This window comes from Longimicrobium terrae (genome assembly GCF_014202995.1).
Classification (GTDB): domain Bacteria; phylum Gemmatimonadota; class Gemmatimonadetes; order Longimicrobiales; family Longimicrobiaceae; genus Longimicrobium; species Longimicrobium terrae.
This window is the reverse complement of record NZ_JACHIA010000023.1, coordinates 38,929-52,735: the sequence shown is the minus strand read 5'-3', so window position 1 is coordinate 52,735 and position 13,807 is coordinate 38,929. Positions and strand designations below refer to the sequence as shown.

Sequence of the window (13,807 nt, the reverse complement as noted above, 5' to 3'; positions counted from 1 at the left end):
CCGCAGGATCGCACTCGTGCCCAGTTCATCCACCGACTTCGATCAGCTCTTTGCCCGCGAGCGCTGGACGGTCATGCGCGAGCGGCACCGGCAGGCCATCCGCATGCGCTGGATGCTCATCATCCTGGCCATGGGGATGGGCGCGGTGGGGCAGGCGACCGGCGTGCTTCCCATCACCCTCGCGGAAGCCGCCATCCTGGCGGGGGTGAACGCGGTCTTCAACGCGGCCGCCGCGTGGCTGGAACGGAGTGGACGGTTCGCGCCGTGGCAGTTCTGGACGGTGCAGGGGATGGACACGGTGATCCTGTCCATCTTTGCCGCGCTGCTGGGCGAACGGGGGTACCTGATCCTCCCCTACCTGGTCTTTGCCGTGGGGGGCTACGCGCTGGGAATGCCGCTGGCCGCCCGCGCGCAGCTGGCGGAGGGCGCGGTGGGCTACGGGATCGGGCGGTGGATGGGGCTGATGGGGACGGCGGGGTTCTCGCCGTGGATCATCGTGCTGGAACTGGTTTTTCTGGTGGGGACGGGATGGCTGGCTCTGCAGGGCCCCATCGCCTACACGCGGCGGCTGCGGCGCGTGCGGCAGGCGCTGGCCCTGGCGCAGGACGGCGACTTCACCACGCGCCTGCCCGACCGCCACCTGGACGACATCGGCTTTCTTTCCGTCTCCGTGAACGCCATGTCGCAGACCGTGGGCGAGATGGTGCGGCAGATTCAGGAGAACGCGCGCGCGGTGTCGGCCCTCAGCGAAGTGCTTGCGGGAACGGTGGATGAGGTGCAGTCCGCCGCCCGCGTCATCGGCGACAGCACCAGCGCCGTGGCCGACGACGCCGCGCGGCAGATGGAGCTGCTGGGCGGCAGCGAGCGCGCGGTGGACGCACTGGCCGCGGAAAGCGCCGCGCTGCGCCGGGAAGCCACGCAGTCCACCGAGGTCGCCCGCGGCCTGCGCGTGGAGGCGGAGACGCACGCCGCGCGGGTGGAGCGAGCGGGTTCGCTCCTTGTCGGCTTCGGGGAGGATTACCGGCGGCTGGAGCTGGCCGTGGACGCGCTGGACGCCGCGGGGACGCGGGTGAGCGGATTCGTTTCCGCCATCCAGGAGATCGCGGAGCAGACCAACCTGCTGGCGCTGAACGCCGCCATCGAGGCCGCGCGCGCGGGAGAGCAGGGGCGCGGCTTCGCGGTGGTGGCGGGAGAGGTGCGGCAGCTGGCCGCGCAGTCCGCCGGCTCGGCGACGGAGGTGTCGGCCGTCGTGCAGCAGACGGCCGCGGCGCTGGCGGAGGTGCGCCAGCGGCTGCACGCGGGCGGCGCGCGCATCGGCGGGGTGGGCGAGGTGGCGGGCGCGGGGCGCGACTCGCTGGGCTCCATCGTGGCGGGATTGAGCCGCACGGTGGACTTCATCGAGCGGATCACCGTGGACGTGGACCGGCAGGCGGAGTCCATGACGGCGCTGCGCACGGACGTGGCGCGGGTAAGGGCCATCGCCGGAACCTCGCTGGAGCGCGCCCGGCGCGGCGCCGCGGCCGCGGACGAGCAGCGGCGGGCCATGGAGCACCTGGCGCAGACCACGCAGCGCACCGCGGGGACGGCGGGAACGCTGGATGCGCTGGCCGCCCGCTTCCGCGCCGCGGAGGCGGGGCCGCCCCGCGAGCCGCGCATGGTTCCCGCCCTGAACGACGCGGCGGCAGTGTCCGCGGCGGGTGCATCCTCCTGATCTGACTGGCGAAGAAGACTTTCATGGTCCCCGATCCCATTCCCGCCGGCGACGGCGGTTCCGGAGCCGCCGTGCGCGACAGACTCGAGCAGCTGGGCCAGCTCTCCGCCGAACTGCTGCACGACCTTGCGGACGTGGCGTACGCGCTGGAGCAGCGCAGCCGGCTGGCCATGGCCGAGGCGCGCCGCGGCCGCCCGCCGCTGGCGGAACTGGAGCGCACGGTGGAGGCGAGCGCGGAACTGGGCGCCATGCTTCGCGACACCATCGACACGCTGCGCGGCGCCGCGGTCTCGCCCGAGGTGGCGTGGGACCCGCGCGCCACGGTGGAGCGGGCGGTGCGGCGCTTTGTCTCGGTCAGCGGCCCGGCGGAGGTGCGGATGGTGTGCGATCTGCCGCCGGGGACGCGGATGGGCGGGCGCGAAAGCTTTCTTTCGCGCCTGACGACGCACCTGCTGCTGGGCGCGGCGCGGCGGTCGCGCGGCAACGTGCTGGTGGAGCTGATCGTGGATCCGGAGGACGAGGCGGGGACGGGCGTCCTGCTTTCCGTGTGCGACGACGGCGCCGTGGGGGAGGGCGGCGTGCCCGCGCCGCACCCGCGTCCGTCGGCGAGCGACGGGTGGCGTCCGGGGATCGTGTCGTGGCTGGTGGCGCAGCTGGGCGGCGAGGTGCGCATGCGCCCGCAGCGGGCACCGGGCGGGTCGGGACTGGAGATCCGGCTCCCGGCGCATGTCCCCTGAGGAGCGTTCCGGGCCGTTCTGAGCGATTTTTCTTGACAAACGGCCGGCCGCCTCTTATCTAGGCGCAGCAATACGGCAGCAACCTCCGCACGTGGCCCCGCTGGCAGCCCTTTACGTCCCCGGTACGTCCCGCACCATCCGGTTTCCTGAAGGACAACTCCAGCATTTCGCAGAGTGGATTCCGGCCATCCCCGAGATGCGCCGAGCCGACATAACGTTTCCCGTCCGGGAAACGCTCGCCGCGCGCCGGGACGGTCCGGCGCCGGCACCGGCGCGAAGAACCGCGCCTTGTACATGCTCACCGCAGCAGCAGGAGTAGGAGATGGATCGTTCGACCGGGAAGGTCAAGTGGTTCAACGACGCCAAGGGTTTCGGCTTCATTGAGCGCGATGGTGGCAGGGACCTGTTCGTGCACTTTTCCGCCATCAAGGCGGAAGGCTTCAAGTCGCTGACCGAGGGCGAGACGGTGGAGTTCGACATCGTCGATGGCCCGAAGGGTCCGGCTGCCGAGAACGTGACCCGCGTCGGCGCCTGATTGCTGCGGTTGACGCCGCGGTTCTCGTGGCTGATGCCGTTGTCTGAGGGATGAATGAAAAGGCCGGAGCGGCGACGCTCCGGCCTTTTCGTGTTCTCGGAATCCGCCAACAGAAGGGCATCACACAGAGCCGCAGAGACGCAGAGAACAGAAAAACTGCCGTTTCACACGGAGTACACGGAGGATGCACGGAGGGCACGGAGGAAAGAAAGAATACAGGTGCGGCGATTATTCCTGAGTTGTTGGTCAATTATCAAAATCAGATCAGCGAATTGCAGAAAAGCTCGGAGGCCACGGAAAACTCCTCCGTGACCTCCGTGCATCCTCCGTGACCTCCGTGTGAAACGGCAGTTCTCTCTTCCTCTGCGCCTCTGCTGCTCTGCGTGAGGCCTTCAGTTTTCGTCCGGCGGAGTCTCGCCCAGCCCGGTGCGGAAGTCGCGCGGCTCGCCCTCGGGAGGGAGGCCGCCGACGCGGCGCACGTACTTGACGACTTCGATGGCCATCGCGCGGAGGAAGCCGGCTTCGCGCTGGTCCGGGTCCGCGCGGCGCACCAGCTCGCGAAAGGTGCGCATCACGCTTTCCGTCTGCCGGCTCTTGAAGAAGTCCACGGCCCACAGCGCGCGCTCCGCGTCCCCGAACAGCCGCTCCAGCATGGCGATGTCCGCCGGCGGCGCGTCACGGCGCGGCGCGCGGAACTCCAGCGACTCGCCCTCCGCCGCCATCCACATCTCATACGCCATCACCAGAACGGCCTGCGCCAGGTTCAGCGACGCGTGATGGGAGGTGGGGATGATGCACGTGCGGTGGCACAGGTCCAGCGCCTCGTTGCTCAGCCCGTGGTCCTCGCGGCCGAAAAGGAGAGCCACGGGGCCGGACTCGCCCGCCACCGCCGCCGCGCCGCGCGCCAGCAGCTCCGGCGCGATCCCGCGCGGGCGGGCGACGGCGCGCTTGGCCCGGCGGGCGCGCGCCGTCATTCCCACGACGTAGCTGCAGTCGCCCAGCGCGCTCTGCAGCGAATCGTGGATCTCCGCGCGCGCCACCACGTCCTGCGTGCCGTGCGCGATCCCCTCGATGCGGTACGGGTCCCACAACTCCGGCTGGATCAACCGGATGCGCGACAGGCCGAAGTTCTTCATCGCGCGGATCGTCCCCGCGATGTTCACGTAGTCCTGTGTCTGCCACAGCACCACCACGATCCCCTCCAGCGCCGCGCGTCCCGCGGCCTGGACGGCGTCGTCCGCCTCCTGCTCGTCGTCCGGGCCGATGCCCGCCCCTTCCATTTCCGTCATCGCTGTTCCATTCCAGGAGCCGTCCAGTTCACCACTGCGCTGTCCAGCGGGATGGGGATCACCCACTGCCGCGTGCCGTCGTAGTCTGACAGGTACGCGAAGATGGTGGTGCTGTCGGTGTGCCCCACGTCCACCTCGAAGCTGAACTCGCCATTCGTTACCGGGAACGCCTCGGCACCCCACAGCACGTTCCTCTTGTCCTCGATGACGACTTCCACTCCGCGGGCCAGCCGGGTCCGGCCCTTGAACGCGTAGCGGTTCCGCTCCACTCTGCGCACCACCACCGAGAGCCCGCTGTCCGACACGGTGGCCGCGGCGTGCTCCGCCCGGGGAACGGTGTCGTCGAATTCATCCCCTGTCAGCCACACGGTGTCGCGCGGGGTGCCTGGCCGGGCGGGTTCCCGGATTCACATGCCGCGAGCACGAGCGCGACAGGGATCATCGGCCGGATGCGCATGTCAGGCGCGGACGGGCGGGGCGGGGGGATGCGCGGGGATGCAGACCGTGAACGCCGTCCCCTGCGCGTCGCTGCGCACGGTGATGGTCCCGCCGTGCTCGCGGATGATGCGGCGGCAGATGAACAATCCCAGCCCCGTTCCCTCGCCCTCCGTCTTGGTGGTGAAGAGCGGATCGAAGATGCGCGGCAGCAGCTCCGCCGGAATCCGCGGCCCGTCGTTCCAGAACTCCACCACCACGTCGCAGTCGTCCGCCGACGCCGGGCGCGCCTGCGCGGTGACGCGAACCGTCCCGCTGTCGCCCACCGCCTGCTCGGCGTTCACCAAGACGTTCAGGAACACCTGCTGAAGCTGGTGGCCGTCCGCGATGATCAGCGGCATGTCGTCGTCTACCTCCACCCGCAGCTCCACGCCGCCGCTGGCCAGCTTGCGCTCGCGCATCCCCAGCGTGGTCCGCAGCACCTGCGCCACGTCCACCGGAATGCGCTCCGCGGGATGCCGCCGCGCGAAGTTGAGCATGTCGGAAACGATGTGCGCGCAGCGGTCCACCGCGGCCATGATCTCGGCCAGGTGCTCCGCCACCTGCGGATCGTGCAGACGGCGCTGCAGCACCTGCGCGTGCCCGCTGATGACGGCAAGCGGATTGTTCAGGTCGTGCGCCACCCCGCCGGCCAGCAGCCCGAGGGTGAAGATCTTGTCGCGCTCGGCCAGGTGCTCTTCCATCTGCTGCCGTTCCGCCCACAGCCGCTGCGTGCGCAGGTGCGACTCGATGCGCGCCCGCAGCTCCGCGCCGCGAAACGGCTTGCCCACGTAGTCGCTGGCCCCCGCGTCGAACGCGGCGTAGATGCTTTCCGGGTCCGTGCGCGCCGTCACCATCAGGATGGGCAGGCGCAGCGCGTCCCACCGCTGGCGCGCGGAGTGGCAGACCTCCAGCCCGCTGATGCCGGGGAGCATCCAGTCCAGCAGCAGCAGATCCGGCGGGCCCTGCTCATCCAGCAGCCGCAGCGCCGTTTCGCCGTCCGCCGCGTGCGTGACGCGGTAGCCGGAATGCTCCAGAATCATCCGCAGCACCCGCGCGGCGGACGGATCATCTTCCGCCAGCAGCAGGTGCGCGCCGGCCCCGGCCAGCTGTTCCGCGTCGCTCACAGCAGCGGCTCCGCGTCCGCCAGCCGGTCCGCCGCGTCCGCCTCGCTCAGCGCGAGGAGCGCGAAGAGGCGGTCGGGGCTGATCTCGCGCCGCTCGGTGGTGAACACGCGAAAGGCGCGGGCGCTCAGGTACAGGTCGTCCGACACGCGCGGCAGGTGCAGCCCGGCGCGCCCGGCGTCGTCCGCCAGCCGCTGCACGGGCCCGGCGCGGCGCAAAAGGAGAAGGTTGAGCCCCAGCATCCGCGGCTTTTCGGGATAATCGATCAGGACGCACCCCTCCTCCAGCCCCAGCTCCGCAGCCAGCCGCGCCTCCAGCCGGTCGCGCAGCGCGGGATCGGCGATCCACCCGTCGCCGGGCAGGCCGCGCAGGTCGTCCGCCGGCACTTCCATCGCGCGCTTGGGCAGGCGGCGGCGGCGCACGGCGGGAATCCACCGCTCCGCCACGCGGCGGCTGGCGGCATCGGTGCGCCCCTCCGCGCGGAGTTCCAGAATAGTCATCAGCCGCTCATCCGACTGTCCCACCAGCTCCTCCGCCGTCACCACGCCGCCCAGCAGCGCATCGTGCACCAGCCGCTTGTACAGCGCCGTCGCGGATCGCACCGCGTGGTGCCAGTACACGTTGCGGAACATCTGGTACTTGCTGAAGAGGAGCGATTCCAGCGCCGACAGCCCCTTTTCGTGGATGCCGATCTCCACCCGCCCCGTCCGCGGATCGGGGAGGAGGGTGATGGCGTTCAGCAGGCGGTCGACGTCCACCTCGCCGTACGGAACGCCGCAGAAGCGGGCGTCGCGGCGCAGGTACTCCAGCTTGTCCAGGTCCAGCGAGCCGGAGATGAGCCCCTGGAGAGGGGATGACGAGCGGCCGCGGATCAGTTCGGCGATGCGGGCGGGCGCGTCGGGGGACAGTTCCTGGAGCGCGGCGCGGATGCCGTCCGCGGCCAGGAAGCGGCCGGCGAGCTCCTCGTGGTCGGCGCTCACCAGTTCCTCGCCCAGTTCCTCCAGCGCGTGCGAGAACGGGTAGTGCCCGATGTCGTGCAGCAGCGCGGCGTAGGGGACGAGGCGGCAGTCCACGGGATCCACGCCGCGCAGTTCGCCGCGTTCGCCCAGCACGCCCAGCGCCATGCGGGCTAGGTGGTAGACGCCCAGCGCGTGGTCAAAGCGCGTGTGCGTGGCGCCGGGATACACCAGATACGCCAGTCCCAGCTGCCGGATCTGGCGTAGCCGCTGGAATTCGGGCGTGTCGATGATCCGGAGCGCCGTGGCGTCCAGACGGATGGTGTTCCAGAGCGGGTCGCGAACGACCTCGAACTCGCGCGGGGACTCGGTTTCGGGTAGGCTCATGCGGGGGCGGAGTGTACCCGCGCGGACAGGGCGCGTCAAGCGATTGCGGGCATCCGCGCTCCAACACGGCCACAGGCGCGATGGATCGGGTCGAAGGGGACGATCAAGGATGGCGATCCTGATGGTCCCGGCGCGATGGGCGCAGTCCAGGGCGGGCCCCACCCGGGCCGGCACCACTTCACTGCACGTGGCGGACGGGTTCGAGCCGGGTGGGCGGGCATCACGGCGGCCCCCACTCGGGCCGGCACCACCGGCCCACCCTCCCCCAAAAAAGAGTGGGGGAGGGTTTTCGGGGCGGAAAGTTCGGCGTCCAGTGCGGAGCGCCCGGCGCGCCGAAGGTGAGTTGAGCGAATAAATCCGCCGCTCAAACAGCGGGAACCCTCGACTCATGGCCGCTGTCGCGTCCATGATCGAGGCTTCAACTGCACCAAGGCGACGGACGCGCACTGAACCATCCTCCACACCGAACGGCTCCCCCTCCCCCGCTTGCGGGGCGAGGGGGCTGGGGGGAGGGGGGTGCCCGCCGCCGCGCCGAACCTTCCGACCCACACGGCACTGGGGTGTGCTCCCTCTCCCACATCCGTTCGTGGGAGAGGGTTCGTCGTACGCAGCACGCGGGGTGAGGGCCCCAGCCGGCCGCCGCACGACCGTCCGCACCCCCCCCCGCTCTTCATCATCCCCCCCAACATCCCAAGATTCGGGACGAAAAAAAGGGCGGCACCCACCCGGATGCCGCCCCAGCTCCCTGCCGCGCGTCGATCCCGCGAGTCCCTTTCCGCACGTCCGACTACCGCTCGATCGGCAGCCGAACGGCGTTGCCCCACTCCGTCCACGAGCCGTCGTAGTTGCGCACGTTCTCGTACCCCAGCAGGTAGCTGAGCGCGAACCACGTGTGCGACGAGCGCTCGCCGATGCGGCAGTACGCGATGGTGTCCTGGCCCGGCTTCAGGCCGGCGCCCTCCTCGTACAGCGCGCGGAGCTTGTCGGCGGGAAGGAACTCGCCGGTGTCGGGGTTCACCGCGCGCGCCCACGGCACGTTGCGCGCGCCGGGAATGTGCCCGCCGCGCATGGCGCCTTCCTGCGGGTAGTCCGGCATGTGCAGCCGCTCGCCGCTGAACTCCTCCGGCGAGCGCACGTCGATCATCTGCCCCTTGGCCTTCACGTGCTCCAGCACGTCCTCGCGGAACGCGCGGATGGCCGCGTCATCACGCACCGGCACCGGGTACTCCGTGGCGGGATACGAGGGCACCTCGTCCGTCATGGGGCGATTCTCATCCGACCACTTCTTGCGCCCGCCGTCCATCACCCGCACGCGCTCGTGCCCGAACAGGCGGAACACCCACAGCGCGTAGGTGGCCCACCAGTTGTTCTTGTCACCGTAGAAGATGACCGTCGTCTCCGGCGTAATCCCCTTCTCCGACATCAGCCGCGCAAACGACTCCGCGTCCAGATAATCGCGCATGAAGGGGTCCTGCAGGTCCACGTGCCAGTCCAGGCGCACAGCGCCGGGACTGTGGCCCATGTCGTACAGCAGCACGTCCTCGTTGCTTTCCACCATCCGCACGTCCGCGTCGGACAGGTGCGAGGCGACCCACTCGGTGGAAACGAGCGCCTCGGGGTGCGCGTATCCGCGCGCTTCAATCGGCAGCGATCCGGTCGCCATGGGTTCTCCTGTAGGGGCTCGGGAGCGCCGCGTGGGGGGCGCCGCCGTCATTCGTCTTCCGCCGCCGGCCGCCCCGTTCGGGGCATCACGCCGGGACGCGGATGCTACCCGCGGGGGCGGGCAGTGTCAAGCAACGCGGTGGATGACGGGCCACAGAAACCGCCCGGTGCCGTGCGGCCCCGGGCGGTCGATGCCTGCGTGAAAACCCGGTTACCGCCGTCCATGAGACGGAGGCGAACGTCGAGTTTCCTCCTTTCCCGATCCAGCGCGCGCGTCAGACCGCGGTTTCGCCCTCGGCCTCGCGCACGGCGCGCTCGGCGGCGGCAAAGCCGATCTTGCTGTGCGTTCCGTCACAGAACGGCTTCTTGATGGAGGCGCCGCAGCGGCACAGGTTGTACTTCTTTCCCGCCTCCAGCGCGTACTCCTGCCCGTCGGCGTCGATCAGCCGGAAGGGGCCTTCCACCAGGAACGGGCCGTTGTTCTTGGCCTTGATGATCACCGCCGGCTGCGCCGCGGCTTCGTTCGTTTCCGACATGCTCATCATATCGCCGATCCCCATGTGATTCCGCCTCCGCGCAGTCCGGATCAGGCCGGAAAGGCGGCGTTCACCATCCACAGAACGCCGATGCCGGCGCTTCCCACCGCGGTAAGGGCCCGCAGCGCGCCGGACAGCGCCGGCCCGCGGTGCCCCGCCTGGTCAAACACCAGGCCGGCGACCACCGCGTACAGCGCCATCGCCGCCGTGGTCCCCACGCCGAACAGAAACAGGTAGCCCGCGGCCTGCAGCGGCGATCCCGCGGCCGTGGCCGACACCGCGGCCACCAGCGGCGCCGTCCCCGACAGGCCGTGCGCCATCCCCACCCACAGCGAGCCGTGCCGGTGCGAGTGCCCGTGCCCGTGCGCCTCCGCGGGCGGGGCCGCGTGCACCATGCGGTGCGCGCGCTCGTGCAGCACGCTCCACAGCAGCCACGCGCCCAGCCCCAGCAGCATGGCGCCCACGCCGAACTCCAGCCCGCGCGCCAGCAGGTCCGGCAGGCGGATGTCCAGCGCGATCAGGATGCAGCCCACCACCAGGATGGCGGCGGAGTGGCCGATCCCCCAGCGCACCCCGAAGCCGATGGCCTGCAGCGGGCGCGGGCGGCGCGACACGAAGGTGGTGACGGCGGCCATGTGGTCCGGCTCCAGCGCGTGCGCGAAGCCGGCGACCAGCGCCGTGAGCGGGGCAAGAACCTGCAGCGAATCCATGATAACGACGGAAAGAAACAAAGGACGCGCCGCGGTCCGCGCGGCGCGTCAGTGTACCGGCCCGGCCTCTTCGGGTCAACCGGGGGAAGGGGCCGGGCGACGGGTTACGGGCGGAAGGTGACGCCGACCGCCAGGCGGATGGTGGTGAAGTCCAGATCCTCCACCTCGTCGAACGTGTCGCCGTCGATCTCCGCCGTGGTGAAGCGTCCCTTGCCCAGAATCAGCCCCGCGTCCAGCGCCGCCTTGGGCTGAAAAAAGTACTCCACGCCGCCGCCGATGAAGAGGCCCGGGCCGGAGAAGGTGACGTTGTAGGTTTCTCCCTCCAGCGCGATGTCCTCCGAGATGGCGGTTCCGGCCAGGCCGCCCTCCACGTAGGGGCGCAGCGCGGCGCCCAGCGTGCCGAAGCTGTAGCGGGCGCCCAGGTCAAAGAGCCCCATCGCGTAGCTCCCCTCGTCCACGTCGTCGTCGTAGTTGATGCTGGCGCCGCCCAGACGCGCAAAGGCGGAGACGCGGTCGCTGAAGCCGTAGCCCAGCATGACGCCCGCGCCAAAGCCGCGTTCGGCGTTGGAGCCGCCGTCTTCGTCAATCTGCAGGGCGGCGGTGTTCACGTGCGCGCCCAGGACGACTCCGCGGGTGGAAAAGAGGTCCTGCGCGGCGGAGGGCGTGGCGCAGGCCAGCAGCGCCGCGGTGATCGCGGCGCCCAGCGTGGTGCGGTTCATGGGGTGTGATGGTGTGGATCGAGGGAAGGGACCGGACGGTGGGTCCGGGGCCGGCGCGGTCTCATCGCCGGAGCGAGCACAGGATTGCGCGGGCGGCGCCAAAGGTCAAGAACTTCGTGCCGCGCTCGTCATCCGTCAGGGGACGGTGAAGGTGAGCGGGTAGGTGACGAACGAGTCGAACGCGGTTCCGTCCAGCGTGGCGGGAAGGAACTGCATGCGCGCGGCGATCTCTTCCACGTTCGCGTCCACGTAGGCGTCGCCGGACGGGCGGAGGACGGACAGCCACGACACGCCGCCGTCACGGTTCACCACCATCCGCACCAGTGCCGTCACCCGCCGTCCCGGCCCCGCCGAGGCGCGCAGCGGGTGGGAAAGAATCATCCGCGTCTTGAGGTCGTTGATGTCGGAGACGTTGTCCAGTTCGGGGGTGCAGTGCGCCTTTCGCGCGGCCAGCACGGGCGTTTCCATCCCCGGCCGCAGCAGCGTCTGGAAAGGGCGGTTCCGCGGCACCGTGGCCAGGTACCGCTCCACCCGCGTCTGCACCGCGCGCACCGTCGCGGAGTCCACCACGGCGTCCAGAACGTGGATGTCGCGCCGCGCGCTGTCTTGGTCCACCATCACCAGCACCGGGTCCGTCTGCCCGCTCCGGCGGATGAGCGTGTCCAGCTGCATTCCCAGCCGGCGCCGGTCGCGCACCTGCTGCGGAGTGAGCACGCGCGCCGTGTCGGAAACCGTCCCGCAGCGCTGCGAATCCGCCGCGGCGGGTGCGGTCTGGGCGAACGCGGTGGATGCGGAAAGGAGGGTCGCCAGCAGTGCGGCCGTGCGGAGCGGATGCATCAGGAACTCAGCGGATGGAAACGTGCCAGGAACGACGGATTCCGCCAATCTATCCCGCCTCCGCCCATCCGCCAAGCGCCAATTCGTGGACGGGCTAGGCTGGCGGTGGAGCGATGGAAAGTATGTAAAAACCGTTTCACGCGGAGGACGCGGGGGTGGCGGAGGGACGCGGAGGAACAGCAACGGCATCTCACGCAGAGCAGCAGAGGAGCAGAGAAAGATCAGAAGATGAACCGTCGTCATTCATCTCCTTCATCTTTTTCTCTGCGTCTCTGTGTGAGGCTTTTCTGTTGCTGTTCCTCCGTGCCCTCCGTGCATCCTCCGTGGCCTCCGTGTGAAACGGCAGTTCCGTGAGGACTACCGAACCCTGCGCCACCGTCCGGTCTGCGGCGCGGCCACGGGCTGCGGCAGAGACTGGAGGTACGCGATCAGCGCGTCCAGATCCACCAGCGCCGTCCGCGTGGTCCTGCCCTGCGCGAGCGAGGTGTACCGGTCGCCGCCCGTCGCAAGGAACTCGGAAAGGCCGAGCGTGACGGTATCCGTGTCGCGCACCACGCGCCCGGAGGCCAGGCGGACTTCGCGGATGCGCGAGCCGGCCGCCGCGGACGGATCCCACGTCACCGTCATCCCCGACACGTGCGCGTCCGGGTGCTCGCCGCCCGCCACCGCGTTCTCCAGCGCGGCGCGAAGCTGCGCGCCGGTCACTTCCGTCTTCACCAGAACGTTGGCGAACGGCTGCAGTTCGAACGCGTTGCCCCACGTGACCGTCCCCGCCGGCAGCTCCGCGCGGATCGATCCGTTGTTGATGATGGACGCCTCCGTGCCGGTCTGCACCCGGAACGCGTCCGCCATCAGGTTGCCCAGCGCGCCCTCGTCCCCGCCGGGGCCGGCCGCGCGGGTGAGCGCCGACGTCAGCCGCGCGATGGGCCGTGCCGTCAGCGGCGTGACCTCACGCTCCCACGTGGCCACGACGCGCGCCACCTGCGTGTCGGGTGTCACCTCGTCCGCGTACGGCGTGCGGATGGATCGCGCGACCGCCGTCGTCCGCCCGTCCACCTTCTCCAGGTCGGTGATGCTGTACGCCCGCGCGTACGACGACGCTTCCACGATGGGGATGCCGTTTTCCGTCGTCATCACGCGGGTGTGGCTGTGCCCGCCCACGATCAGGTCCACCGGAGCGGCCAGCGCGCGGGCCAGGTCCAGCAGTTCGCCCCGGCAGCCGGTGGAAAGCTCCTCCGGCGCGCGGCCGGGCGTTTCGCAGTACGCCCCCACGTGCGCGTCCACGATCACGAAGTCCGCCCCCGCCGCGCGCGCCTCCCGCGCCGCCGCGTCCACAGCCGGCGCCTCGGGGCCGAACTCCAGCCCCGCCGTGCGTCCCGCCAGCACCACCTCCGGCGTGGTCCGCAGCGCCACGCCGATCACCGCGATGCGCGCCCCGCCGCGCTCGATCATGGTCCACGGGCGCACCCACGACGGATGCGTGCGCGTGCCCGCCACGAACAGGTTGGCCGCCAGCCAGGCGTAGCGGCTGTCGCGCACCCGGGCCGCCAGCGTGTCCTGCCCCCAGTCGAACTCGTGGTTGCCGATGGCGGCGGCGTCGTACCCCGCGGCGTTGTTGGCCTGGATGGTGGCGCGGCCCCAGGTAAGGTTGCTGACGGCCGTCCCCTGCATCTCGTCCCCCGCGGACAGGATGATGGTGGGGCCCCGGAAGCGCGCGGCCGCGCTGTCGAAGTGCGCCGCCATCACCGCCGCCCCGCCGAACACCCGGCCGTCCGCCCCCGTCTGGGGAAGCAGGCGGCCGTGCACGTCGTTGGTGTGCACCACGCGCAGCCGCATGGGCGCGGCCGAGGGCGCGGATGCCGGAGCCGGCCCGGCGGCGGGCGTGTCGGGCGCGCACGCGGCGGCCAGCGCGAGGAGCAGCAGGTGCGCCGCGCGGGCGGGCGCGGGGGTCCGGATGGTCATGGGCGCTTCCTTGGATGGACGGTCGGCCGAGTGCGTTTCAATCGGCGGGCCAGCCGCACGGGGCGCAAGTCCCCGCCTGCGGCGGCAGACGGTTGCAGAAGGTTCTTGCGCGGGGCGCCGTTCCCCGCGATCATGCGTTCCCGGACACACGGGACACACCTTCGATGG

At 70.6% G+C, this 13,807-nt stretch carries 13 protein-coding genes; 3 read left to right on the top strand and 10 right to left on the bottom strand.

Annotated features, from left to right (window positions below; genetic code table 11):
- Window positions 1–16: 16 nt before the first annotated feature.
- The 3 genes from HNQ61_RS24285 (at window position 17) to HNQ61_RS24275 (ending at window position 2,983) form a co-directional block, all read left to right on the top strand.
- Window positions 17–1,711, top strand: a complete 1,695-nt coding sequence (locus tag HNQ61_RS24285) for a methyl-accepting chemotaxis protein (RefSeq protein ID WP_170032972.1) — start codon at window positions 17–19, stop codon at window positions 1,709–1,711.
- Between the two features lie 71 nt (window positions 1,712–1,782).
- Window positions 1,783–2,448, top strand: a complete 666-nt coding sequence (locus tag HNQ61_RS24280) for a HAMP domain-containing histidine kinase (RefSeq protein WP_170032970.1) — start codon at window positions 1,783–1,785, stop codon at window positions 2,446–2,448.
- A 322-nt stretch (window positions 2,449–2,770) separates the two neighbouring features.
- A complete protein-coding gene (locus tag HNQ61_RS24275; protein ID WP_170032968.1) occupies window positions 2,771–2,983 on the top strand; it encodes a cold shock domain-containing protein in 213 nt (70 codons plus the stop codon).
- Between the two features lie 392 nt (window positions 2,984–3,375).
- Here HNQ61_RS24275 and HNQ61_RS24270 read toward each other — a convergent pair whose 3' ends face one another.
- From HNQ61_RS24270 to HNQ61_RS24225, 10 genes are all read right to left on the bottom strand, one after another.
- Window positions 3,376–4,272: an RNA methyltransferase gene (locus HNQ61_RS24270; RefSeq protein ID WP_170032966.1), complete on the bottom strand. Its 897-nt coding sequence runs from the start codon at window positions 4,270–4,272 to the stop codon at window positions 3,376–3,378.
- Complete coding sequence (locus HNQ61_RS24265; protein WP_170032964.1) at window positions 4,269–4,640, bottom strand: hypothetical protein; 372 nt, start codon at window positions 4,638–4,640, stop codon at window positions 4,269–4,271. Before HNQ61_RS24265 ends, HNQ61_RS24270 begins: the two co-directional genes overlap by 4 nt.
- Window positions 4,641–4,730: 90 nt before the next feature.
- A complete protein-coding gene (locus HNQ61_RS24260; protein WP_170032962.1) occupies window positions 4,731–5,873 on the bottom strand; it encodes an ATP-binding protein in 1,143 nt (380 codons plus the stop codon).
- The gene (locus HNQ61_RS24255) at window positions 5,870–7,213 is read right to left on the bottom strand and encodes an HD domain-containing protein (RefSeq protein WP_170032960.1); all 1,344 of its coding nucleotides are present in this window, start codon (window positions 7,211–7,213) and stop codon (window positions 5,870–5,872) included. The genes HNQ61_RS24260 and HNQ61_RS24255 overlap by 4 nt, the downstream gene beginning before the upstream one ends.
- Before the next feature lie 787 nt (window positions 7,214–8,000).
- A complete protein-coding gene (locus HNQ61_RS24250; RefSeq protein ID WP_170032958.1) occupies window positions 8,001–8,876 on the bottom strand; it encodes a sulfurtransferase in 876 nt (291 codons plus the stop codon).
- Between the two features lie 274 nt (window positions 8,877–9,150).
- Window positions 9,151–9,411: a CDGSH iron-sulfur domain-containing protein gene (locus HNQ61_RS24245; RefSeq protein WP_205761290.1), complete on the bottom strand. Its 261-nt coding sequence runs from the start codon at window positions 9,409–9,411 to the stop codon at window positions 9,151–9,153.
- A 50-nt stretch (window positions 9,412–9,461) separates the two neighbouring features.
- Complete coding sequence (locus tag HNQ61_RS24240) at window positions 9,462–10,121, bottom strand: urease accessory protein UreH domain-containing protein (protein ID WP_170032954.1); 660 nt, start codon at window positions 10,119–10,121, stop codon at window positions 9,462–9,464.
- A 104-nt stretch (window positions 10,122–10,225) separates the two neighbouring features.
- Complete coding sequence (locus HNQ61_RS24235) at window positions 10,226–10,840, bottom strand: outer membrane beta-barrel protein (RefSeq protein WP_170032952.1); 615 nt, start codon at window positions 10,838–10,840, stop codon at window positions 10,226–10,228.
- Window positions 10,841–10,975: 135 nt separating this feature from the next.
- Window positions 10,976–11,677 (bottom strand): energy transducer TonB family protein, encoded by a 702-nt coding sequence (locus HNQ61_RS29345; protein ID WP_170032950.1) that lies wholly within the window; start codon window positions 11,675–11,677, stop codon window positions 10,976–10,978.
- 357 nt (window positions 11,678–12,034) lie between these two features.
- The gene (locus HNQ61_RS24225) at window positions 12,035–13,639 is read right to left on the bottom strand and encodes a bifunctional metallophosphatase/5'-nucleotidase (RefSeq protein ID WP_170032948.1); all 1,605 of its coding nucleotides are present in this window, start codon (window positions 13,637–13,639) and stop codon (window positions 12,035–12,037) included.
- Window positions 13,640–13,807: the final 168 nt, after the last annotated feature.